Below are 25018 nucleotides of genomic sequence, written 5' to 3'. Positions count from 1 at the left end.
TTTCAAAAGATAGAATGTCAATTTTGGTAATCCTAGCATTGTACACAATTTTATTACAAACATGTTATCTTTCACTTCATTCCAATATATCATAGCGGAACTTGGGTCTTTGTAGTAATGGAACAAGAACGGCAATAAGACTTAATTGTGTTAGCAAAAATCAGGGTTTTTTGCTAATGATAAAAACGGTATTAAATAAAGCTTGGATGTGTTAATACTACGTTATCAAAATAGCTTGTAGATTAAGCCTTTTTTAAAACTGATGCATATGGGGGAAAACCCCATATACAACAGCTTTAAAACATTAGATACTTTATTTACCAAGTTAATACTAGTTACATCAGTATAGGAAACAGTGGAAATCTAAATCTTTGTTTATATGTTAATTACCTCAAACGTATCCCTTCGAAGGCGTTTATAACCAAATCATGTACATAGGAATCATCCAACTTTTCACCAGTTACTAGCAAACGATAAAAAATTGGTCCGTAAATGAGATCGATGCTTAATTCAATATCGAGGTTTTCTTTTAATTCTCCTCTTTTAATTCCCTTCTCCAGAAGTTGCTTTGCTTGCAGTCGACGTGGTTGGAAGTATCGAACACGATATTCCTCTGCTAGTTTCGAATCAAATTGTCCTTCGCCAACTAACTCATTGATAATGGTTCCTTCTCGACTGATTAAAAAATTGGCTAAACTTGTGGCGTGAATTAAAATATCATTCAACGCTGAACCTGTGTCAGGTACAGGCAATCTGGCAGCAGCAGCAGAAAGAAAACCGTCCATTATCACAGCAGCCTTATTTGGCCACCATTTATAAATCGTAGCTTTGCTGACTTTAGCACGTTCTGCAATTTTATCGACTGTGACTGCTTTAAAGCCACTTTCCAATAATAACTCATAGGACGCAGAAAGGATGGCCTTTTGGGTTTCAATATTACGTGGTCGACCTCTTTTACTTTGCACATTAATCATTCCTTTCAAAACATAAACTATACGTTTAGTATACTTAATACGAACAAAAAACGAAATAGCCTATTTACAAAACTGAACGTTTAGTATATATTTTAGTTAATTAATGAACTGTACGTTCAGTTTATTAATTAACTAACATCTTGTAATGGTATGGATATATTTAGGTTCCAAAAATCACAAATTACATTGCTAAAAAACATTTAGAAAAGGGGGGGAAAGAGAGGAAATTGGACCTTTTAAAAGCAGAATGGAAATTAGCTCAGACTTAATTTATTACAATAAAAAATGGCATCGCAGTAGTACTTGCCAAAGTGATTTAGTAATTTTGAAATAAAAGTATGGGAGGAAATACTTATGTCTAATTTTAAAAATAAAGCAATTGATAAGGACATTTCATCAGGTTTAATCATTCTTTTAGCAACTGCATGTGGTATTATTGTGGCTAATCTTTATTATGCACAGCCTTTAATTGGGCTAATTAGTAATGAAATTGGGCTTTCTAATAGTAGCGCTGGATTAATTGTAACGCTAACTCAAATTGGATATGTTGTTGGCTTATTATTTCTTGTGCCTTTGGGGGATATTGTTGAGAATAAAAAATTGATACTTATATTGTTATTTTTAAGTGCATTTGCACTCATTTCTATGGTTTTTGTAAAAAGCGCAACCTTGTTGTTAATTGCTTCATTCTTTATCGGACTGGGTTCGGTCGCAGCGCAAGTACTCGTACCTCTTGTATCATATCTTTCATCGGAGAATGCACGCGGTCGCGTAGTTGGCAATGTCATGAGTGGTCTGTTATTAGGTATTATGCTTGCGCGACCGATATCTAGTCTAGTAGCCGATATGTGGGGATGGAATGCAATATTTGCTTTATCTGCTACTGTAATTATTGTTTTAGCGTTTGTATTATCGAAAGTACTCCCTACTAGGAAACCAACGGCAAAAACAAATTATATAGCCTTACTTAATTCAATGTGGCAACTGCTACGAACTACTCCAATTTTACGCCGTCGTGCCATTTATCATGCTTGTGTATTTGGGGCTTTCAGCTTATTCTGGACCACTGTTCCATTATTATTATCTAGCCCTGCTTTTCATTTTTCTCAGACTGCCATAGCATTATATGCACTTGTCGGAATTACAGGTGCAATAGCTGCTCCAATAGGTGGTCGTCTAGCTGATCTTGGCTGGACACGACCCGCCACTGGGATAGCTCTCACTATTGTTATTATTTCTTTATTACTTCCACTTTTTATTCAAAGTAGCTCGCCCTTTGGAATAGCTGTTTTAGTAATTGCTGCAATTCTGTTAGACATGGGAGTATCTGCAAACCTTGTGCTTAGCCAACGTTTAATTTTCTCGTTGAGTCCAGAAATTCGTAGTCGATTAAACGGGCTATTTATGGCTATTTTCTTTTTAGGAGGTGCTGTTGGATCCTTTATTGGAGGATGGGCATATGCCTTAGGAGGATGGAATCTAACATTATGGATAGGAATCGCTTTTCCGACCATAGCCTTGCTTTATTTTGCTAGAGAAAAATAGTTTTATAATCAAATTTAAACAGCCTGGATTCGTTTGAATGCTTCTTCATTGGTATGTCCGAGTTTTATAGATTAATTGCGGTTATTTTGAAGTTTTTACATCAGAACCAGACTTTTTTCTATATTGCTGTAATTGAAAAAGACTCACCTTGTTGAATATATTTGAAATGAAATAAAAAAGAGCTTGTGTCAAAACACAGACTCTCTTTAAGTTGAAATGAATATATATATAGCCACCACTTTAGAGAAGGAAACGGTAGAGAGAATAGAATATGGCTAGATTTAATCTTTAAAAATGAACTTCATCAGGTGGTCGACTGCAATAAAATTGATAAAGAAGATTATTTACTGCAATGGAACGCAGCCCAATTAAAGATATTGAAATTAAGCATTTACTCCAAAATGCATTAGTAGACGAAATAAATAGTCATGAAATATTCATGAAAAGTATTAATATTATTTACTATCATGAGGGATATACCGAATATAATATAGAGGATTTATAAAACAAAAAGGGCTGAGATAGCCTTTTTGTTTTACACTTTGACGAGTATTTTTTATGAAAAAATACGTTATTCTTTTTGTAAAATTAATAAGAAAGGATGACGTTTTTGTATGTCTATTTCTGTATCCGATGAATTACAACTATTTACTTAAGAAATTCAAAGATTTTTATCGCTAAATATCTTACGAAATCTTGCCAGAGAGTTTGGTTTCTTGCGATGAACCCGTAAATTTCAAACAAAAGATATACCCAATTCATGAGTAAGAATGAAAAAAGAAAAAAATTCTATAATGTTTTATTTAATATCAGTTTATAGAGAAATTCATGTAATTAAATATGAAATAATACATATTATAATGATTTATTAAGATAAAATGTTATATTTTTGGATGGAATATATAAATGGAGGAAATGTAATGAACAAGAATTTAAAATTCACCCAAATGATGATTGGGATTAGTACAATGGCATTATCATTTGGAAGTATTCAAACACAGGTATCAGCGGAAGAAACAGCACCCTATAATATCTTACAGATGAAACCGATGGGGACAGAAACTTCAAAAGATGAAATTGTACATGCTACAAAAGCGGATGAAACTTTGAATTTTGAAGAGCGTTTAAAAATAGGAGATTTTTCACAACGTCCTACTCTGGTTATGAAACGTGATGAAATTCAATTAAAGCAAAGCTATACTTTGGCAGAACTGAATAAAATGCCTAATAGCGAACTCATTGATACATTATCAAAAATTTCTTGGAATCAAATTAAGGATTTATTTCAATTCAATCAAGATACAAAAGCATTTTATCAGAATAAAGAACGCATGAACGTTATCATTAATGAATTAGGACAACGAGGAAGGACGTTTACGAAAGAAAATTCAAAGGGCATTGAAACATTTGTTGAAGTATTACGTTCTGCTTTTTATGTGGGATATTATAATAATGAATTAAGTTACTTAAAAGAGAGAAGCTTCCATGACAAGTGTTTACCAGCATTGAAAGCGATCGCGAAAAATCGAAACTTCACATTAGGTACAGCTGAGCAAGATAGAGTCGTAACTGCGTATGGAAAATTAATTGGTAATGCCTCTAGTGATACTGAAACAGTACAGTATGCGGTAAATATTTTAAAACAATATAATGATAATCTTTCTACGTATGAAAGCGATTATGCGAAAGGACAAGCCGTATATGAAATTGTAAAAGGAATTGATTATGATATACAGTCTTATTTGCAGGATACGAATAAGCAACCTAATGAAACAATGTGGTATGGAAAGATTGATAACTTTATAAATGAGGTTAATAGAATTGCTCTCGTGGGGAATATAACAAATGAAAATAGTTGGCTAATTAATAATGGCATTTATTATGCAGGTCGTTTAGGGAAATTTCATAGTAATCCATACAAAGGATTGGAAGTTATTACACAAGCGATGAGCTTGTATCCTCGTCTAAGTGGACCTTATTTTGTAGCAGTAGAACAAATGAAAACAAACTATGGTGGAAAAGATTATAGTGGAAATGCAGTAGATCTACAGAAAATACGTGAAGAAGGGAAACGACAATACTTACCTAAAACATATACATTTGATGACGGATCAATTGTCTTCAAGACGGGAGATAAAGTAACAGAAGAAAAAATTAAGAAATTATATTGGGCAGCCAAAGAAGTAAAAGCACAATATCATCGTGTAATTGGTAATGATAAAGCGCTAGAACCAGGTAACGCTGATGATGTACTAACAATAGTAATTTATAATAATCCAGATGAATATCAATTAAATAGACAATTATATGGATATGAAACAAACAACGGTGGAATTTATATTGAAGAGAAGGGGACCTTCTTTACATATGAGCGTACGCCAAAGCAGAGTATTTATAGTTTAGAAGAGTTATTCCGTCATGAATTCACTCATTATTTACAAGGAAGGTATGAGGTTCCTGGTTTATTTGGAAGCGGAGAAATGTATCAAAATGAACGATTAACTTGGTTCCAAGAAGGAAATGCAGAATTTTTTGCAGGATCTACACGTACAAATAATGTTGTTCCGCGTAAAAGTATGATAAGTGGCTTATCATCTAATCCAGCAAGCCGTTATACAGCAAAGCAAACTTTGTTCTCAAAATATGGATCATGGGACTTTTATAAGTATTCCTTTGCACTACAGTCATATTTGTATAATCATCAATTTGAAACATTTGATAAGCTTCAAGATTTAATCCGTGCAAACGATGTGAAAAATTATGACTCATATCGTGAATCATTGAGCAACAATACACAATTGAATGCAGAATATCAAGCGTATATGCAGCAGTTGATTGATAATCAAGAAAAATATAATGTACCGCAAGTAACAAATGATTATTTAATTCAACACGCACCAAAGCCGCTAGCTGAAGTGAAAAACGAAATTGTGGATGTAGCAAATATAAAAGATGCCAAAATTACAAAATATGAGTCGCAATTCTTTAATACATTTACCGTGGAAGGCAAGTACACAGGTGGTACATCAAAAGGTGAGTCTGAAGATTGGAAAGCGATGAGTAAACAAGTAAACCAAACTTTAGAGCAGTTATCCCAAAAAGGTTGGAGTGGTTATAAAACAGTTACAGCCTATTTCGTAAACTATCGTGTGAATGCAGCTAACCAGTTTGAATATGATATTGTTTTTCATGGTGTTGCAACAGAGGAAAAGGAAAAAACAACTACTATAGTAAATATGAATGGACCATACAGCGGGATAGTAAATGAAGAGATTCAATTTCATAGCGATGGTACAAAAAGTGAACATGGAAAAGTCATTTCTTATCTATGGAACTTTGGAGATGGTACTACAAGTACAGAAGCAAATCCTACCCATGTATATGGAGAAAAAGGAACATACACTGTGGAACTAACGGTAAAAGATAGTAGAGGAAAAGAAAGTAAAGAACAAACAAAAGTTACTATAAAACAAGATCCGCAAACAGGTGAATCTTATGAAGAGGAGAAGGTACTCCCGTTTAATACGCTTGTAAAAGGAAATCTGATTACTCCTGATCAAACAGATGTTTATACGTTTAATGTTACAAATCCAAAAGAAGTAGATATTTCTGTGGTAAATGAACAAAATATTGGGATGACATGGGTGCTTTATCATGAATCAGACATGCAAAATTATGTAGCTTGTGGTGAAGATGAAGGAAATGTTATAAAGGGGAAATTCGCAGCGAAACCAGGTAAATATTATTTAAATGTATATAAATTCGATGATAAAAACGGTGAATATTCATTATTAATAAAATGAATTTATTTCTAACATGTATAGAATGGCTATTTTAAAGAGGAGTCTGTTAATATAGGCTCCTCCTACTTTTTATTTACATATTGGGAGAGCACCACATCACCATCAAGCTAATATTTTCATATACTCCTAAATTAAAATTTTCTTTCTCTACAGATAGTTATTCTAAGAAGCCGCTCATTTTTTCGTTTTGGGGCATTTCTTTTTCTTAAGTTGACGGGCATGTATGGTGACCCCTATTAGACGATAGTGAATGAACAATTTCGGGGCTCAGTTCAACTTTATTCAAAATAAGATTTTTTACAGTAAAATCAATGTTAGTGGAACTTTTTTAATTAAATTTTTTTTTGAAAATTAACATAAATACTTGCAATGTTTAAATTAGTACTATATAGTTCTAGTTATGACAAAGATAAAATTAATGAATCAAAAACATGTGATTGAAGTAGCTGCAACATTATTTTTAGAAAAAGGGTTTGCTTATACAAGTATGGATGAATTAGTACGTGTAAGCAAAGTTTCAAAGTCTAATGTGTATTATCACTTTTCTAATAAGGAAGTATTATTAGAAGCGGTCGTTGATTATTGGATTGAAATGTATCAATCTGCAATTGATGACGTAATTTCTCAGAACCAATTTTTAGTTGAAGATCGTATCCAACTGTTTTTAAAGCAATTATCACAAGGAGTTCAATCGAGAGAGTATAAGGGAAGCTGTCCATTTATTACTCTTTATATTCAAAGTCCTACACAGGCCACGCAAATAAAAGAAAAAATAGGTCTTTTTTTTACAGGATTACAAAAGAAAGTTTCTCTATTACTTAAACAAGGGATAGAGAATGGAGAATTCAGAAATACGATTCATATTGATGAGGTTGCATCCCTTTTTATTACAAATCTTGAAGGGGCGTTATTTATTTCAGAAACATTGAAGGATGCAACTGTAATCACGAAAACAGCAGATCATTTTTTAAAATTGCTTCGATAAAAGAAGCATTTTTTTTACATCAAATTAGTACTAAGTAGTACTAAAAAGGGGATCTTATATGAGAACAGTATTTTTAACTGGTGGAACAGGCTTTATTGGAAAGCAATTAGTGAAAGAATTAGCCAAAGAGGATGTTAAAATTCTTCTTTTAGTGAGGTCGAAAAGTAAAGCAACAAGCATTTTTCAAGAAAGAGGCATCTTAAAAAAGGATGTTATGCACTTTATTGAAGGTGATTTGACGAAAATAGATTTAGGTCTAAGTGGTGAAGATAAGGAGAGGGTATTGAAAACGGATGTGATTATTCACGCAGGAGGCCCCATGGATATTCAAGCGACAAGTAAAGAGGCAGCTTCCGTATTTTTAAATGGCGCCAAACATATTAGTGAATTAGCTAAAAGTATTCATCAATTGAAGGGTTTGCAACAATTTATTCATGTTGTAGGTTATATGAGTCCCTTTGATGATAAAAATAGCAAGATTGCAATTGATGTGTTTAAAGAAGGAAACAATTATTTGAAAATAAAAAATCCATATGAGAGAACAAAATTTTTAGCAGATCTTTATATCCGTCAGCAGGCATCAGCAGTAGGTTACCCGCTTTCTGTAATTAATCCGCCAACTGTAGTTGGTAGTAGTAAAACAGGAAGTACAGAGCAGATAGCAGGATTAGGTTTGCTTGTGATGAGTATGCGAAGAGGGCTCATGCCAGTGATTCCTGGAGGTAAGGGATATAGGTTACCACTTATTTCAAACGATGAACTTGCGAAGTTTATTGTGCAGGTTTTCAGATTGGAGCAACCGACTATTCAAACATATACACTTGTTGAAGACAAACAGCACGATCAAAACATTGCTGAATTATTAAGTATTATGTCGGAAAGTATGAATATGAGGGCACCAAAAATCTCTGTTCCAATGCCATTTATGAAAGCAATTATGAATAGTGGAGTAAGTAAAATAACAAAAATTCCTTCTGATGGACTGAATTTTATTACAAAACAAAAATTTTCAAATGTTTCAGCGAAAAAAATTATGGGAGGAGATTGGTTTAAGAAGACGAGTGTAATGAAATTTCTCCCTGCCGTAGTAGCTGATCTGGATTATCGAATGATGTATCAAAATGGCCAGCATAATCATGTATTTAAACGAACATTATGCGATAACAATACCCTTTACCAATTACAAGGAGAGGGTCAACCGTTTATATTATTACATGGTTTATTGAGTGATGGAGAGGATTTATTTCCTTTAGCACAAGAGCTTCATGAAAAAACTGGTCAACCTGTATGGATTTTGGATCTTCCAGGTTTGGGACGTTCTCCTTTTAAACGAGAGAAAAATCTTCTAGATATCTATTTGAATGTAGTGAAAAAGTTATTGGAGAAAGCTACGAATGGTGCACATCTAATTGGACATTCATTCGGTGCGTTTATTCTTCTGGAAGCATTGGTACAAGAGTACATAGATAAGAAGTATGCAATCACTTTACTTCAGCCACCTGTTGTTAAAAAAAATGCTAAATCCCTAAATGTTCCTCAATTTATGAACAAATGGACATTAAAACTGGCAACTACTAATTTGATAGGGCGTTATTTATTAAGTAATGGTTTGTTTGAAAGTATGGAGAGCATCCCTGAACATTATATTGAAAAGATAAGTAAAAGTTTTACTTCTCCTAGAATTTTAAATACTACGGTTCAGCTTAACAGTTTATTACTGAAAAACGATCAAGGTGATTTCAATGAAGTAACAAAGTATAATCTTCACATTATTTGGGGGGATTATGACAGAGCTTATGCTGCTCCATCGCATCTTGGTAAGGTTGATTTTGTTCCATATGGCCATCATTTTCCTCTTAGCCATCCGAGTGAAACGGCAACATTAGTAATAAAAAATAGTAATACTAGCAGATGAGAGTGTGGGATAAATAAAAAGTGTGTAGTAAGATCGTTGTGTCTTTGAAATAAAATCGTACTGTTTTGGGGTCCCGCCCCATGCCAATCAAGCTAAGAAAAGCAAATACCCCAAAACGAGAAAATGGGCATCTCCAGGTGAAAATGCGTAATTTTTTTGTTTTAGGGGCATTATAAAGCCTTCAAGTTGATGGATGTGGGGTACCGCCACAATACTATCAATATAAGCAGTATACCCCGTTGTATCTGTACTGGATTTATCAAAAGAGGATGCTGAAATGATACCATTGCTTCTGGCTTGTATAGCAGAGGCATTTATTCATTTCAATCCAGATTCTTTTTTAGCTAAGGATGAATTTGATCTCTTATATTGGTGTAGAAAGAACTTCAAAGGATTTCATAGTATCTCTGATGATGGATTCTTACAGGATTTTAAGCAGGTATACGAATGTTATCAAGCATTGCAGAACGTTGGGAAACAAGAGAACAATATAAAAATAAATATGTAATAGCAAGGAGAAGAGCAACGCATGTATAATATACTTAAACGTCAATATAATTACTTTATCCGAGGAGTGATTCGGATTAACGAAGAAGTACAAAGGGAATTGGACCTATTGGCTCAAAAGATTCGTGAAACTGTGTCTTCTGTCCAAAAAATCATCCTTTTTGGCTCTCATGCATATGGCACACCAAATGAAGACAGTGAATTTGATCTCTGTATTGTTGTAGAAGGTGTAGGAGCAAGAAAAAGGGGAGTCATTAATCGTATCAATTGGGGTATTTACGATGTTATGGAAACACCAGTTGATTTTTTAGTGTATGGGCCAGAAGAGTTTCTAGAACGTGCTAGTCGTACCGTAACTATGGAACATAAGATTGCACTAAATGGTAGAACAGTCCCAAAAACTCATAACCTTTTAATGCTGCACAAATCGTGTCGGAAATTAGATGAGGAATCCTCATTGATTTTAGAACAGTGCGTGCAGCTAAATGGTTATGCTACAGATATTCGTTTATCCGTATTTTGAATCACTTACTGTTTAAGATAGATTAATGACTATACAACATGCTCAAAAAGTACTGAGTTTTTATAAAGAAAAGTTAAACATGCTAAATATGCATGAAATCGTAATCGATTAAACATAGAGGATATACATAAAAGAGAGTGCCTATAAAGGGACTCTCTTTTTCTATCTAAAAAAGAGGAGGAATGCTTCATAGTAGAATGAAATGATACTTTGCTATGGGGATAACAATATAATGATGGATAATTATCACACAATTGTTGTTTTGTAGGTACAGTGGCGGTACTTTTAATTAAAGCACAAGGAATCAATCACGATGCATTTCTTTTAGTACCTGTTCGTGAAGCAGAGGAATGCCTTCTTCTCGAAACCAAGCACCTACACGTGAAAAAGTAGAAATATGAGGCACAAATGATAAACCACAAAACTCATGAAAAAAAGGTTATCATACAATCCGTCCCTTCTGTAGATAGTTCAGGTTACTCTTATTCTTTCAGGAGAACGAATTTCTTTATGTATGTATTTTTGAATGTTTGTGAGCTTTATAACACCATTTCTATACTTTAATATCTGAAAAATCTGTCACGAAATATTCCGAATTTTGAAGTTGCTAATTACATATGATTCCATTTATTATAATTATTGAGCCGGCTCCAAATAATGGAAGCTTTCTGGTATAGCAAAGTAATTTTCAATGTTTATCAACTTATTTTCATAAAGCTATTTTATATCAGAATCCACTTTCATTTTATTTTATATGAAAACAAAGCAACTATAATAGAGGGGGATTTAAAAATGGAAAAAAAATCTTTTAAAATCCGTTCAGTTAATGACAATGAACAGCTTTGGACAAAGTTAGCTGATCAAATGGAAACACTTGAAAACAGGGATGAAATGAAATGCTTCAACTGCTCAATTTGTTGTGATAATTGCTGCTTTAATTGTTGCTTCCAAATCTAATTTATACTTACAGTAAATAAACACTCGAAATACTTATACCTTTTAATAAACTTAGTTACTAAATTCATTATTTTCTGTTCTTGCCTAGCAAGAACAGAAAATAATTATACAAGGGTGATTTGATGATTATTAACAAGTATCATTTACGATATCCTTTAAACGAGGAAGTTCTAATGATTAATACCTTAACTGGTGCTGTAGATTTTTTTTCTCATGACTTAATTAATTTTATCGATACATTGTCATATAGAGATTATAAAAATTTAACTAACGAAGAGAAAAATGCTACTAAAATTTTAATTGATAGAGGTTACGTATTTAAGAACACAGAGGATCGGGACCATAGACTATGGCAGGCTAAAAATATTGTAGACGCTGGAAATGAAATGCAGTATGTTATTTGCCCTACATATACATGTAACTTTCGTTGCCCATATTGTTTTGAAAGCCATAGCCTTCATGAGAAAATAACAGCTTTAACCGAAGAACAACTCCAAGCAGTTATGCAAGCCATAGACATCTTTCATAAAGAAAGTGGTTATAAAATCGGTATGATTAACCTTTTTGGAGGCGAACCACTCCTTCCTTTTACTAAAAAAATAGTCAAACAAATCTGTGAAGAAGCTGTTAAGCGTAACTTCAAAATTGGTTGCAATACCAATGGCTATCACCTTTCTTCTTTTGTAGAGATTTTCCAAAACTACCGTGATCGACTGAGTATTATGGTTACAGTTGATGGACCGAAGAATATTCATGATCAACGACGTATTATGACGGGAGGTCAAGGTACATTTGATCAAATTCAAAAAGGTATTTGTGATTCACTTAATCATGGCATTCGTACCATTGTAAGAGTCAATATAGACCAAACAAATATTGATTATGTTTCACTTCTTGTAGACTATTACAAAAAAAACAAGTTATTTGAAAATGAAAATTTCTCAATTTCTTTTTCGCCTGTCACAGATCATACATGTAAAGGCTTAGGAGAAGATTTAATGAAGGGTTATGAAATTGTAAAAAAATTACAAAGAAATATTCCTGATTTTGAAAAATTAGAAAAACAAAAATCTCTTAACTTCGGAGCTGATATGTACCGTTTCTTTAAACCAATTATGCAGTTAGATTCAGAATTAAAAAATAAAATTGAAATGGTTGTTCCCAATATAGTCTATTGTGAATCTGCTGAAGGGAAACGAGTTGTATTTGGACCTGATAACCATATATATGCTTGTCCTGATTTAGTTGGAAGATCAGAGTTCAAAATCGGCGATTATTTCCCTAAATTCTCTCGCCAAGATTGGAAGTGGGAAAAGTGGAAACAATTCAATTCCTTTACCATTCCACAATGTAAATCTTGTGCCTCATCACCTATATGTGGAGGAGGGTGTGCTGCTGAAGCTCTTATAGTTCATGGGAACTTGAATCAACCAAACTGTCCACAAACAGATAAAAAGGTTTTCGAATATTTAAAAACTATTAAAGAAGAGATTTCAATATAAGGAGAGGAACTAAGCTATGATAGCAAGTACCTATAATTCAACATATAAATTATCTGATGGAAATTACGTTCTAATCAATTCACTAAGTGGCGCACTCGATGTAATTAATACAGACATAAAAAAAGTATTAGATGATATTAAGCGTAATAAAAAATTAACTCTTTATCCTGAATTAGAAGAACTTCTCTCATTTTTAACAAAACGTGGCTATCTTTTTAATGACCGTGATGAAGAATTAAATAAACTTACTATTATTCGTGATCGGATGACTGAATCTTTAGCAAATAGTAATTCCGGAGTTACATTCAACGTATGCACAACATATATGTGTAACCTTAGATGTCCTTATTGTTACCAAGGTCATGAAATACATAAAATTTCACATGCTTTAACCCCTGCTGAAGTAGACAAAATGTTCCAAGCAGTTGATAACATTTTGTCTATGGAGAATGAACGTGGTCGATTTGAGAATGCAACCCACCGCATGATGTTATATGGTGGTGAACCATTGCTTCCAACAACTCGAAAGACAGTTGAACAAGTTGTTAAACGTGGAATAGAAGAATACGGTTTTCGTATGTACGCCATTACAAATGGTACATTCTTGCATGAATTCTTAGATTTTCTAGAGCCTTACAAAGAGAACTGGGATTATTTTCAAATCTCTATTGATGGACCGAAACATATTCATGATCAACGACGTATTACAGCTGGTGGCACAGGAACATTCGATCGAATTGCTGCTAATATTTCACTGGCATTAGAGCGTGGTTTCGCAGTAGGCTTACGTACTAATGTGAATAAAGATAATCTTGCATATGTAAAAGAATTAGCAACCTTTATCGAAGATCAACATTGGAATACTTATCCTAATTTTGGTTGGCAGGTATCTCCTGTTACTGATCATTACGGAGATAATCTACCAAATCACCTTCCAGAGCATGAATTACTCGCCGAAATTTATAATATTTTCGGAGATTTAGAAGAATTTATGGATAAATTTAACGCAAAACTGGGTACAGACCTTAACATTCGTACTTCTAGAATCCGTCAAGCCATACGAACTTTTGACTGGGAGAAGGTAAGTGAACTTGATTCCTGCTCTTCTGTCATGCATAGTTTACCTTATTTTAAAGAATGTAGTGCGAGAGAACAGCGTTTCTATGCATTTGGTGCAGAAGGTTTAATATACGCTTGTCCTGAGGCCGTAGGTAAGCCAGAAACTGCAGTGGGTTCCTTTTTTCCTGAATACAATTTAGATGCTGATAAGCATGCTATTTGGGATCAAGATATTACTGACTCCGAACAGTGTAGTAGTTGTAGTATCTCACTATTTTGTGGTGGAGGATGTGCTTATGCTAATTTAATGCGAAATGGTGCCATTAATAAACCTTACTGTAATGATTCACATCAAACCATTTCGACTTATATTAAGAAAAATGAAACTGCCTTTTTAGAACTAATTAAATAAAAAGATATAACTCCACAAATACCTTCACCATTGTGGGGTTACTTTCTCTTAAAGGATGTGATCAATTTGACAGCATCGCAAAATATCTTTCCAAAGTTAATTCCATACGAAGTTTATAATATGGATGTTTGGGAGGAGGGGCCTCGTTATTTAATAAAATTTGATAACGGATTACAATTAAAAGTCACTGAATCACTGAGAAATTTATTCAATTATATGGATGGAACCACATCCATAGGAGATATATGTACAATGGTACAAACGAATCACGATGGCAATATTACTATAAATGAGTTAACAGAACTGATAAATGAACATCTATTACCAAAAGGGGTTTTAGTTGGTTCTGAAAAAAAAGCATCTCATCACTCTGCAATTACATTTAGAATAGCAATATTCCACGCTTCTTACTTAAAAAAGGCATCCAAATATTTCGAATTCTTATTCTTTCGGGGCGTATTTGTTTTATTTAGTATTTTCTTCAGTATAAGTCTAATACATTATTTTTTTCAGGCTAATACTGAAAATATATCAAACACATTTGGATCCGTTTATAAATTTACTATTGCAATTTTGCTGCTATTATTTTCTATTATTATCCATGAACTTGGTCATATAGTTGCTGCTTATCGATATAAAATACAACCTAAAGACGTCGGAATGGGTCTTTATATGATGCGGCCTGTTTTATTTGTTGATTTAAGTGATACCTGGCGATTGCCTAGACGACAAAGAGTAGTTATTGACCTGGGCGGAATTTACTTTGAATTATGGATATTTATATTATTTGAGTTGTGTTATTTTATTTCAGGATTCCAGGAATTTTTTGTAGCAAATCAATTCATACTCATTACAGTTCTATATAACTTATATCCATTTTTACAATATGACGGTTTTTGGGTTCTTACTGACATTCTAGGAATTGCAAACTTGCATACTAGAACCTTCCAATTGGTGAAAAGTGGTCTCCTGGGATACTTTTTTTTCAAGCCTGATTATCGAAAGCAATTTAATGATACAATTAAGAGGATGAACAGGCACTATAAAATAGCATTTCTTACATATGCTAGTATATATTTTTGTTCAGTTATCACTGCTATCTGGTTCATTCTTCGATATACCATCTATTTATTCACATCGCTAGATTCGTTCACATGGGGAAATGCAAAAGGTGCCATTATTGTAATAATTATAGTTTTAATTAGAACAATAGTTGTCTTTACATTAAAATTTAAAAGGGCCGGGAGGGAAAAGGATGATAAACAAACAAACCATCCTTCAAGTAGAAAAAATCAAGAAAGCTTATGAAACCGAAGCAGGAACAATTCAAATTTTAAAAGGGCTTAGCACTAAATTTTATTCTGGAGAGATTGTTAGTATTATTGGTCCTAGTGGAAGCGGAAAATCCACACTACTTGGAATACTGGGATCATTGGATACCCCTACCGAAGGACGTATTATTATTGAACAACAAGATATTACCTCCATGTCAGAAGAAAAGCTAGCTGATTTCCGTGCAAAAAAGATTGGTTTTGTTTTTCAATCGTATAATTTAATCACAACAATGACCGCTCAAGAAAATGTTATGATGGCACTTATGTGCGCTGGAGTAAGAAGCCAAAAAGAAATGATAACAAAGTCTAGGGAAATGTTGGACCTTGTTGGGATGAAAGAACGATATCATCATTTACCAAGCCAGCTATCTGGAGGTCAACAACAGCGTGTAGCAATTGCTCGTGCATTAGTAAATAATCCAGCCATTGTTATTGCTGATGAACCAACTGGGAACTTAGATTCCAAAACAGGAAAAAATATTTTGGACTTAATTTTTCAACTACGTGACCAACTCCAGATGACGTTTATTATTGCTACACATGATACGCATGTGGCAAAACTTTCAGATCGTGTTTTAAAAATGGAAGATGGCCTCCTCGTTCAAGAAACCTTTAACGACCATACAAAATCTAGTGAGCAAGAAGGTGGCATAACACCATGCTACTAAAATCTGCACTACGTAGTTTAGCACGTAATCGTTTAAGAACTTTTTTTACTGTGTTCAGTATTTTAATAGGAGTAGCTAGTTTCTTTTCTATGTCTATGTTGGTAGAGCTGGTTCCGCGATCTATTCACGAATCCTCTAAAATTCTTTTAGGAGGGGATGTGTCAGTTCAATCCTATTTAAAACCGATGGATCGCGAAACTCTTATTTCTTCCATTCCTAAAGAAGAACAGAAAGCGCTCACAACTTCTTTATTAGGTCAAAGTATGGTCAAATCTGATCGGAAAACAACAAGTTTAATTGTAAAGGGAATTGAAACGAACCACTATCCTTTCTTTGGTGATAATCTGTTTCCTAATATTCGTACTTTACATAAAGATGAACTACTACTTTCCAAAAATACAGCTGACCGTTTGCAAGTCAAAGTAGGAGATAGAGTTGAGATTCCTAACCGTTCTACTGGGGCAATGACCTCTTATAAAATTAGTGGTTTAGTAGAAGGTGTCCAAGAATCCTATGGCGATGCTTCAATTTTTGGAACTGCCTATTTACATTTAGATCAAGCACAGCAGCTTTTAAATGTACCTGCAGGCACAATTAATGAAGCATTAATCTTATTAAATGAAAATGTTAATATCTCTTCTTTTAAAAAGAATATTCAAAAACAATTACCACAAAGTAGTGTAATAGATGTTCAGGATAAGGAGCTAGAGAAACAGAAAGATTTACGGATGTTGTTACCATTTCTTCAGCTTTTCAGTATATTAGCTCTTGGAATTGCCGCTATTACTACTTCTAATACAATGAAAGTCATTATTGCTTCACGTACGCATGATATCGCTGTTATGAAGTCCGTAGGAATGAAAACTAAATATATTATTCGATATTTTCTATTAGAAGCATTATGGCTAGCGATTCTCGGAACAGTTGGTGGGATTGTACTCGGCTTATTAGCTAGTGTTTGGCTGACGTCCTATCTAGCAGACGTGCTTTCACTACCGCTACATTGGGGAATTTCATGGTCCGTAATTTTTACAACAATTATTGTGGGATTAATTGTAACCTTCTTAGCTTCTTGGATACCAGTAAAAAGTGGAATGTGTGTATCACCACTTCAAATGTTACGTGATACTGAGAACACAAGTGTGAATTATGCTTTACCATTTAAAAAGAAATTTCAACTTTTTATATTTACTTGTGGCATTCTTTCTATTTATGTTTACAATATAGCTTTCACAACAAATACAAATGGCAACGCAGTCTTTAAGTGGTTTCTTGCTCTTTTACTTACAACTGCAGTTCTGTTATTTATTTTTACTTTTGTCCGATTTATAGGGTTTATATATTCTTTATTATTCAGATTAATTGGCGCCATGAAAAGCATAATGCCACAAAGCCTCTTTCTTGCTTTACACAACATGGCTACTACAAGTAAACGAAATGGTTTATTGGCAGTTACCTTAACTATTGGTGTTGTTTCTGTTGTCTCTAGTCATGTATTTGCAGACAATTTAATTGAGTCAGTTCAAGGTCAATTGGAAAGAGAGGCAATGGGAAATATCCTTATTACAAGTTCCATTCATGACGAAGGGAACGTTGAAAAGCAGCTACAATCTATTAAGGACATAAAAGGATCGAAAAAAGGTTATCAATTAGATGGAAGACTCCAAAATATTAACGGAGTGGACGCAGCATCTATATTCATGAAAAATATAAAAGATGATAAATTTTTTAGCTCAACTAAAATTTCAATAGAAGGGGTAGATACCTCTCTTAACTCTAGATCCTATATGATATCTGAAGGGCGTGATTTAGCTCTATCGGATGCAAAGGGGAAAAAAGCAATTCTTTTGGACAGCTATAAGAAATTAGGTGTAAAAGTCGGTGATACAGTTGACATTCAAATTGGAAATGAATTAGTAAACTGCGAAATTATAGGTTTCTTTAAATCTGGTGTAGTTAAAACCGTTGGCATCCGTATTCCAACTGAAACATTAGCTACATATGGGAAACCAAGCCGAATTACTTATTCCTTAGATAGTGATCCTAAAAAGATAAATACTATATTAACAGAATTAAATGAAAAACTTCCTGGTTCAGCAATGGCATATTCAATTGCTGCTACAGCAATCGATAGTCTTCAGTATATTATTCAAATGCAAAGTGCTTTCTTCTCAATTGTAGCGTTGTTCGCATTTTTAACAGCTGTTCTTACAATTGGAAATCAAGTTGTCATTCGCTTAATGCAACAGACACGAGATGTTGCTATTATGAAAACAGTTGGTATGTCTTCTAGTAATTTGATGAAGTCTATCTTATTAGAAAACACGATTATCTCCCTATCGGCTGGATTAGTTGGCGCTGGAATTGCCCTAGCCTTTTCAGGCATCACTTTACGCTTCTTATTCCAAATGCCGATGAAAATAGATATGACTTGGTCCATTTTAGGTATACTTTTATCTGTTATAACAACAATAATTGTTGTATGGATAGCAGCAAAACAATCATTATCGGCTAAACCTATACACCTTTTACAAAATAAATAAAGAAAGAAAAAAGTGTATTTTGATTATCTAGTCAAAATACGCTTTTTCTATTTTCTTTAAAACAACACATATCCTATGTTTATCAGGTTAAAATTAAAGAATACCCCAGAACGAAAATCTGGAGATCCCTCCCTCACATGCTTGTTCCCATTTAAAAACTGGATTAGATTAAACCTAGTTGATTTAAACGTGTTTCTTATCTCTTATCTTTCTAATTTATTGATTAATAAAATGTAGACTGATCATTAGGTTTTATATTATAAATAGTTTTTATTAAAATAAAGTATTAGACTCAATAGTAGCTATGTAATTATTATACAGTTAATAAGAACAATTCTGAGAAGATGTACGTAGTAATAAAATGGGAGAGGAATAATTTGAATCAAAATAAACCGATAGAAACAGAAGAAAAAATATCTATCATACAAAAAATGAAAAAATGGGCTAGAAACTAAAAAAAAACAACTTCTTGTACTTTATTTGGCATATCGAGATGAAAGAGTCCCTTGGTATGCTAAATTATTTACAATGCTTGTTGTTGCGTATGCTTTTAGTCCTATAGATTTAATCCCAGACTTCATTCCAATCTTGGGGTATCTTGATGATTTGATTCTTGTACCATTAGGTGTATACTTGGCATTAAAACTGATTCCTAAAGAAGTGTTGGAGGATTGTAAAAGAAAGGTAGAGGAAAGACAGATAACAAGCAAACCAAAGAATTGGATAACAGGCATTATTATCATTACTCTCTGGATCCTTGTCTTTGTATGGGCTGTAAAAATTGCAAACCTGATTATTTTCAGGATGAAAGAATAAAGAAAGCTACAGAGTATATACAGCTAGATATGGAGGTATTAATGAGCTCTCTCCAAACAGGACAAACATATGGAATATCCGATGCCTATGTAGGTATGACTGATAAAGTACTAACCCGTATGATTTTTATAAATTAATATATGTATTATCTTATAAAAAAACTCAGCAGGATTTATTCTGATGAGTTTTTTGTTTATATAATTTATCAATAATTATTCTTTTTTCTCCGGCTGATAGGAAAGAATAACGACACCTGAACTGGTCGTTCTTGTTTCTATAAGTTTTAATGCTTTTGTATTGCTCTGGTCTTTAAAGAGACGCTTTCCGCTTCCTACGATAACGGGATTGACTATAAAGTGATATTCATCAATGAGGTCATGTTGCATTAATGTTTGTGTAAGATCACCACTGCCATAGATTAAAAGGTTCTGACCGGGCTGTTCCTTCAGTTTCGATATTTCTTCTATAACATTATCCTTGATAAGATTTGCATTCCATTCGGTTTTTTCTAAAGTTGTTGAAGCAACAAATTTAGGAATGCTGTTCATCTTATCAGCAAAACCTTCTTCATCAGTCATAGAAGGCCAGGCAGCTGCAAAACCTTGATAGGTTACTCGCCCTAGTAGAAGAGCTTCACTTTCAAACAGTAAATTGGATTGAAACTTTGCTACTTCTTCATTGAAGTATGGAGCAGTCCAAGCTGGTTCCTCCATGACACCATCTAGTGAGAGGTACATCGATACAATTATTTTTCCCATTTTGTTCTCCTTTAGTTTTAAATTGAGATGTTTACATATTGGTAAAACAATTATTAATTCTCCAGCTAGAGAAAATTTACCTTTTTAATAGTTTCGACAAAATGTATTTATGTATGTTTTGGAATAAACTAATATATATTCATAACTTTGAAATATTGTATAACTTCTAATTTTTATGCATTATTGATTAGCATTGCTTATTGTGCTAACGAATCAGGATAGTGTGGCGACCGACTAAATAGTTGCTTATCCTCAATTATTAGAAGGGAAGTTTTATTATTTCGCGAATTGATTAGACATAGACGAGTGCTATAATTTTCTATATATACATAAAGAGGTGACTACGCATGAATCAAAGACCGTCAGAAGAAGAATACGCTGGGAGCTCCGGCGAATATATCCGTTTGGTGCCAGACGGTAACATCATCGACATTTTGCTCGCCCAGGAAAAGCAAATGACCGAGCTCCTGGCATCGTTGACCGAAAGCCAGGCCGCATATCGGTATGCGGAAGGAAAATGGACACTGAAAGAAGTTGTGGGCCACATTACAGACGCGGAACGCGTCATGACCTACCGCCTGCTCCGGTTCGCAAGAGGGGACCAGACGCCTTTGACCGGTTTCGATCAGGAATTATTCATACCTCCTTTCGGAAGCTGGACAACCGCGCAATTGGCCGAAGACTACCGGGCCGTACGGCAATCAACGATTACATTACTGCGCGGGCTACCAGCGGAGGCGTGGATCCGCAAGGGCACAGCCAACAACCTAAGCATTACGGCGCGCGCCCTCGCGTACAGCATTGCAGGACACGAGCTTCATCACATGGGGGTTATCCGAAACCGGTACTTGAGTTAATCGTCGGCAGAGGCCTTTGGAATGGAACGAACACCACTCATACAACCTTAGATACCGTTCTTATTAGGGTCCCGCCCCACAACCATCAACTTAAGGATTTAGACTATTTTTGAAATAAAAAGCACCTTACTATTCTCTTATGTTAATGAGAAAGGGTAACGTGCTTTTTATGAATATGCACCAAAAACAAGAGTTATATCGATTTTTCTCATTTGGGGGTATTTGTTTTTCTTAGATTGAGGGTGACGGGGCACTACTCTATAATGATCAAATTAAAATTAAAAATAGTTATAGAGACTCCATTTCTCGGAAATTTTGTAACTATTAAGTTGTAAAAAGAACCATAGTTTTTCATTTTTGAAAAGGCTATGGTCTTTTTTAGTTGTAGCAAAGTGATGATGCGAGGAAGTTTTTTTGATAAATCAAAAAAACTTGATTAACTAGTTGCATATAGAACTCATCTACATATATACTATAAACATCAAAAAAAGTTGATGAAGGGAAGTGAACTACAGTGGTACAAGATTTTCAGCTCTATGAGAAAAAGTTTAAAGCGTTGGCGGATCAGAAACGTCTAGAAATCATGTATGAACTTTGTCAGCGAGGCCAGACGTGTGTATGTGATTTAACAGAGATTTTTGAAATGACACAATCTAAGTTGTCCTATCATTTAAAGATTTTATTAGACGCAGGTTTAATTGTAAAAGAAACAAAAGGTACGTGGAGTTATTATGATTTAAATGATACGGAAGTAAATAATTTATTATCAGAAGAATTGTGCTGTATCTTTAGAAAAACAGGCAAAGGTAGCTGCTGTTAAAATTTTGAGTTATTAATCAAAAAAAATTGATTAATGATATGTAAAGAGGAGGAATAAGGTATGAGATATGTTCACGTCGGTATAAACGTTACGAATTTAGAGAAGTCTATTGAATTTTATGAAAAAGTATTTGGTGTATCACCAGTTAAAGTGAAAACGGATTATGCAAAATTTTTATTAGAGACGCCAGGACTTAATTTTACGCTGAACGTACGAGATGAAGTGAAGGGAAATCAGGTAAATCATTTCGGTTTCCAAGTGGATACAGCTGAAGAAATTACATTACATAAAGAAAGATTAGAAAAAGAAGGTTTCTTCGCGCGTGATGAGATGGATACGACTTGTTGCTATGCAGTACAAGATAAGTTTTGGGTAACAGATCCTGATGGGAATGAGTGGGAATTCTTTTATACGAAAGCACATAGTGATGTTCACAAAATTGAAGAGTCATCTTGTTGCACGACTTCAAATGAGGTAGCTAAAAATTCTTGTTGTTAATAGGAGATGGAAAATAAAATGAAACGTTTATCTTTTCTAGACCGCTATTTAACACTATGGATTTTTCTAGCGATGGCGGTTGGGATTGGTTTAGGGTTTGTGTTCCCTAGTGTAGTAGACGGACTGAATACATTACAAGTTGGCACGACGTCTATTCCGCTTGCTGTTGGTTTAATTGTAATGATGTATCCACCATTAGCGAAAGTTCGCTATGAAGAAATGGGCCGAGTATTTAAAGATGTAAAAGTGTTAGTTTTATCATTAGTACAAAACTGGATTATTGGTCCGGTACTTATGTTTGTGTTAGCAATTATTTTTCTTCCTGATAAACCAGAATACATGGTTGGTCTCATTATGATTGGGTTAGCACGTTGCATTGCAATGGTAATTGTTTGGAATGATCTAGCTGATGGTGATAAAGAATATGCGGCAGGTTTAGTTGCTTTTAATTCGGTATTCCAAATGTTATTCTTCTCGGTTTATGCATACGTGTTTGTAACCGTAATTCCAGAATGGTTAGGAATTGAAGGTGCTATTGTCGATATTACAATGATAGAAGTAGCAAAATCAGTGTTTATCTATTTGGGAATTCCTTTTATAGCAGGTATGTTGACGCGCTTTGTACTAGTTAAGTTAAAAGGAAGACAGTGGTATGAAAAGGTGTTTATACCTAAGATTAGTCCACTTACATTGATTGCATTGCTATTTACGATCATTATTATGTTTTCTTTAAAAGGAGAGATGATTGTTAGCGTACCACTAGATGTAGTAAGAATAGCAATTCCATTACTCATTTATTTTATTGTAATGTTTTTTGTTTCTTTCTTTATGGGAAGAAAGATTGGTGCAAACTATCCGGTGACTACAACATTAGCATTTACAGCAGGTAGCAATAATTTCGAGTTAGCGATTGCTGTAGCAGTTGGTGTGTTTGGTATTCATTCAGGCGCAGCATTTGCAGCTGTTATCGGTCCTTTAGTTGAAGTACCTGTCATGATTGCACTTGTAAACGTTGCTTTTTGGTTTAAACGTAAATATTTTAATGATCAATCAGTCTAAATTTAAAAATAAAGGTGGAAAACAACATGGAGAACAAAAAGACAATCTACTTTTTATGTACAGGAAATTCATGCCGAAGCCAAATGGCAGAAGCATGGGGCAAACAATATTTAGGAGATAAGTGGAATGTATATTCTGCAGGAATCGAAGCACATGGAGTAAATCCAAATGCTATTAAAGCAATGAACGAAGTAAATATCGACATAACAAATCAAACATCAGATATAATTGATGCAAACATTTTAAATCGTGCTGATTTAGTCGTTACGCTTTGTAGTCATGCGGATTCGGTTTGTCCATCTACTCCGCCACATGTGAATCGTGTTCACTGGGGATTTGATGATCCAGCAGGAAAAGAATGGTCTAAATTTCAACGTGTTCGTGATGAAATTGGTGAACGTATAAAACGATTTTCTGAAACAGGGGAATAAATAAAGGAAAGAGTCAATCTTCTATTGTGTTGGAGATTGGCTCTTTTTTATTATATATTTCATTGATTTAAAACAACTATTAAAAAGAATAGAGAATATTCTGTCATGGTGTTAAAGTTATAATAAAGCGATTTCAAGAAGGTGGTTTAACTTATGATTTCTGAATTAAGCAAGAATGATTTTTATAAATGTAGTAGTTTAATAAATGAACGAGGTCAATTAGAAGTCAAAGCTGTAATTGCAGGGGTGAATCCTGGTCGTATATTTGTAGATAACATATCTTCCCCTAATTCGGGGCTTATTTGGTTAGGCAATAATGATGGCTTCTTTTTTATTGGAAATGCTGAAAATGAAGAGTTTAATAAAGAAATGAATCATCTTATTAATAATGTAATAAAACCTGAGGCGAAAAAGGTTGGACTAAATTGTTTTGAAGGAATCGGTAATCATTCAAAGTGGAACAAAACAATTGAAAGAATATTTCAGCACCGTAACTTAAAGAGTTGGAATCAAAGAGTGTATATGCTAAGAAAAGAGGATTATGAAAATCATCATGAGCCTAAATTTGAACAGGGATATACTGTGCTAAAAATGAGTAAAGCTCTCTATGAAAATAATAATAACACATTTAAGAACATTGATTTTTTACAATCAAAAATTTTAGAGTTTTGGTCTTCACCAGATTGTTTTTTCAATGAAGGAATCGGTTATTGCATTGTTTATGGTGATCTAATTGTGAGTGTTTGTTTTTCAGGATTTGTATTTGAAAATATACACTGTATAGATATTGAAACAATAGAAGAGCACCAGGGGAGAAAATTAGCTCAAACGATAGCTCATAGTTTTGTGAAAGATTGTTTGGAGAATGACATTACTCCATATTGGGACTGTATGGAATTGAACAAGTCTTCTGTCGCAGTTGTGGAAAATGTAGGATTTATAAATGTATGTAACTATGTAGGATATTATTTTCTATTTGATGAATAATTTGTTGATGCGATGAAACGATAGACATGAGTTAGTTCTATAAGTTTACGAGCCGCAAATGCGGC

Annotated in this window: 17 protein-coding genes and 7 pseudogenes; 21 read left to right on the top strand and 3 right to left on the bottom strand. The window is 33.8% G+C overall.

The window, feature by feature from the left end; all coding sequences use genetic code 11:
- Positions 1 to 386: 386 nt before the first annotated feature.
- Entirely contained in the window at positions 387 to 965 is a 579-nt protein-coding gene (locus tag ACTT1L_RS02260) for a TetR/AcrR family transcriptional regulator (protein WP_442821768.1), read from the bottom strand.
- Positions 966 to 1328: 363 nt separating this feature from the next.
- On the opposite strand from ACTT1L_RS02260, the gene ACTT1L_RS02255 reads away from it, so the two are divergent.
- The 8 genes and pseudogenes from ACTT1L_RS02255 to ACTT1L_RS02220 all read left to right on the top strand — a co-directional run.
- Positions 1329 to 2519, top strand: coding sequence for an MFS transporter (locus ACTT1L_RS02255; protein ID WP_061130811.1), 1191 nt, complete (start codon positions 1329 to 1331; stop codon positions 2517 to 2519).
- A gap of 230 nt (positions 2520 to 2749) precedes the next feature.
- A pseudogene (locus ACTT1L_RS02250) lies at positions 2750 to 3024 on the top strand (protein adenylyltransferase Fic); the annotation flags it as partial.
- A 415-nt stretch (positions 3025 to 3439) separates the two neighbouring features.
- Positions 3440 to 6322 (top strand): collagenase ColA, encoded by a 2883-nt coding sequence (colA, locus tag ACTT1L_RS02245; RefSeq protein WP_061130812.1) that lies wholly within the window; start codon positions 3440 to 3442, stop codon positions 6320 to 6322.
- A 418-nt stretch (positions 6323 to 6740) separates the two neighbouring features.
- Positions 6741 to 7307 (top strand): TetR/AcrR family transcriptional regulator, encoded by a 567-nt coding sequence (locus ACTT1L_RS02240; RefSeq protein WP_001072132.1) that lies wholly within the window; start codon positions 6741 to 6743, stop codon positions 7305 to 7307.
- A gap of 58 nt (positions 7308 to 7365) precedes the next feature.
- The gene (locus ACTT1L_RS02235) at positions 7366 to 9222 is read left to right on the top strand and encodes an alpha/beta fold hydrolase (RefSeq protein ID WP_071743173.1); all 1857 of its coding nucleotides are present in this window, start codon (positions 7366 to 7368) and stop codon (positions 9220 to 9222) included.
- A gap of 194 nt (positions 9223 to 9416) precedes the next feature.
- Positions 9417 to 9730, top strand: a pseudogene (locus ACTT1L_RS02230) (hypothetical protein); the annotation flags it as partial.
- Positions 9731 to 9751: 21 nt separating this feature from the next.
- Positions 9752 to 10123 (top strand): annotated as a pseudogene (locus tag ACTT1L_RS02225) (nucleotidyltransferase domain-containing protein); the annotation flags it as partial.
- Positions 10100 to 10364 (top strand): annotated as a pseudogene (locus ACTT1L_RS02220) (HEPN domain-containing protein); the annotation flags it as partial. The pseudogenes ACTT1L_RS02225 and ACTT1L_RS02220, both read left to right, overlap by 24 nt.
- 163 nt (positions 10365 to 10527) lie before the next feature.
- On the opposite strand, the pseudogene ACTT1L_RS02215 reads toward ACTT1L_RS02220, so the two are convergent.
- A pseudogene (locus tag ACTT1L_RS02215) lies at positions 10528 to 10691 on the bottom strand (ISNCY family transposase); the annotation flags it as partial.
- Positions 10692 to 11382: 691 nt separating this feature from the next.
- On the opposite strand from ACTT1L_RS02215, the gene ACTT1L_RS02210 reads away from it, so the two are divergent.
- From ACTT1L_RS02210 to ACTT1L_RS02180, 7 genes and pseudogenes are all read left to right on the top strand, one after another.
- Positions 11383 to 12711, top strand: a complete 1329-nt coding sequence (locus ACTT1L_RS02210) for a radical SAM/SPASM domain-containing protein (RefSeq protein ID WP_258109257.1) — start codon at positions 11383 to 11385, stop codon at positions 12709 to 12711.
- A 16-nt stretch (positions 12712 to 12727) separates the two neighbouring features.
- Positions 12728 to 14182, top strand: coding sequence for a radical SAM/SPASM domain-containing protein (locus tag ACTT1L_RS02205; protein WP_048555288.1), 1455 nt, complete (start codon positions 12728 to 12730; stop codon positions 14180 to 14182).
- A gap of 66 nt (positions 14183 to 14248) precedes the next feature.
- Positions 14249 to 15490 carry a hypothetical protein gene (locus ACTT1L_RS02200; protein WP_000127304.1) on the top strand — a complete coding sequence of 414 codons (1242 nt, stop codon included), beginning with the start codon at positions 14249 to 14251 and terminating at the stop codon, positions 15488 to 15490.
- A complete protein-coding gene (locus ACTT1L_RS02195) occupies positions 15438 to 16184 on the top strand; it encodes an ABC transporter ATP-binding protein (RefSeq protein WP_000608860.1) in 747 nt (248 codons plus the stop codon). Before ACTT1L_RS02200 ends, ACTT1L_RS02195 begins: the two co-directional genes overlap by 53 nt.
- A complete protein-coding gene (locus ACTT1L_RS02190; protein WP_061130814.1) occupies positions 16175 to 18727 on the top strand; it encodes an ABC transporter permease in 2553 nt (850 codons plus the stop codon). Before ACTT1L_RS02195 ends, ACTT1L_RS02190 begins: the two co-directional genes overlap by 10 nt.
- A gap of 377 nt (positions 18728 to 19104) precedes the next feature.
- Positions 19105 to 19543, top strand: a pseudogene (locus ACTT1L_RS02185) (YkvA family protein).
- Positions 19504 to 19668 (top strand): annotated as a pseudogene (locus ACTT1L_RS02180) (IS4 family transposase); the annotation flags it as partial. The pseudogenes ACTT1L_RS02185 and ACTT1L_RS02180, both read left to right, overlap by 40 nt.
- 87 nt (positions 19669 to 19755) lie before the next feature.
- Here ACTT1L_RS02180 and ACTT1L_RS02175 read toward each other — a convergent pair.
- The gene (locus ACTT1L_RS02175) at positions 19756 to 20301 is read right to left on the bottom strand and encodes a dihydrofolate reductase family protein (RefSeq protein WP_046199563.1); all 546 of its coding nucleotides are present in this window, start codon (positions 20299 to 20301) and stop codon (positions 19756 to 19758) included.
- Between the two features lie 347 nt (positions 20302 to 20648).
- Between ACTT1L_RS02175 and ACTT1L_RS02170 the strand changes: the two genes are divergently transcribed.
- The 6 genes from ACTT1L_RS02170 (at position 20649) to ACTT1L_RS02145 (ending at position 24953) form a co-directional block, all read left to right on the top strand.
- The gene (locus ACTT1L_RS02170) at positions 20649 to 21158 is read left to right on the top strand and encodes a DinB family protein (RefSeq protein WP_001076313.1); all 510 of its coding nucleotides are present in this window, start codon (positions 20649 to 20651) and stop codon (positions 21156 to 21158) included.
- Positions 21159 to 21672: 514 nt separating this feature from the next.
- A complete protein-coding gene (arsR, locus tag ACTT1L_RS02165; RefSeq protein ID WP_001982246.1) occupies positions 21673 to 21978 on the top strand; it encodes an arsenical resistance operon transcriptional regulator ArsR in 306 nt (101 codons plus the stop codon).
- A 60-nt stretch (positions 21979 to 22038) separates the two neighbouring features.
- Complete coding sequence (locus ACTT1L_RS02160; RefSeq protein ID WP_001271015.1) at positions 22039 to 22476, top strand: ArsI/CadI family heavy metal resistance metalloenzyme; 438 nt, start codon at positions 22039 to 22041, stop codon at positions 22474 to 22476.
- A gap of 18 nt (positions 22477 to 22494) precedes the next feature.
- Complete coding sequence (gene arsB, locus ACTT1L_RS02155) at positions 22495 to 23535, top strand: ACR3 family arsenite efflux transporter (protein ID WP_000826567.1); 1041 nt, start codon at positions 22495 to 22497, stop codon at positions 23533 to 23535.
- A 26-nt stretch (positions 23536 to 23561) separates the two neighbouring features.
- Positions 23562 to 23966 carry an arsenate reductase (thioredoxin) gene (gene arsC / locus ACTT1L_RS02150; RefSeq protein ID WP_076873604.1) on the top strand — a complete coding sequence of 135 codons (405 nt, stop codon included), beginning with the start codon at positions 23562 to 23564 and terminating at the stop codon, positions 23964 to 23966.
- A 153-nt stretch (positions 23967 to 24119) separates the two neighbouring features.
- Positions 24120 to 24953: a GNAT family N-acetyltransferase gene (locus ACTT1L_RS02145; protein WP_076867894.1), complete on the top strand. Its 834-nt coding sequence runs from the start codon at positions 24120 to 24122 to the stop codon at positions 24951 to 24953.
- The last annotated feature ends 65 nt before the right edge of the window (positions 24954 to 25018 follow it).

This window comes from Bacillus sp. FH (genome assembly GCF_052216825.1).
Classification (GTDB): Bacteria; Bacillota; Bacilli; order Bacillales; family Bacillaceae_G; genus Bacillus_A; species Bacillus_A paranthracis.
This window is presented reverse-complemented; position numbering and strand designations above follow the sequence as displayed.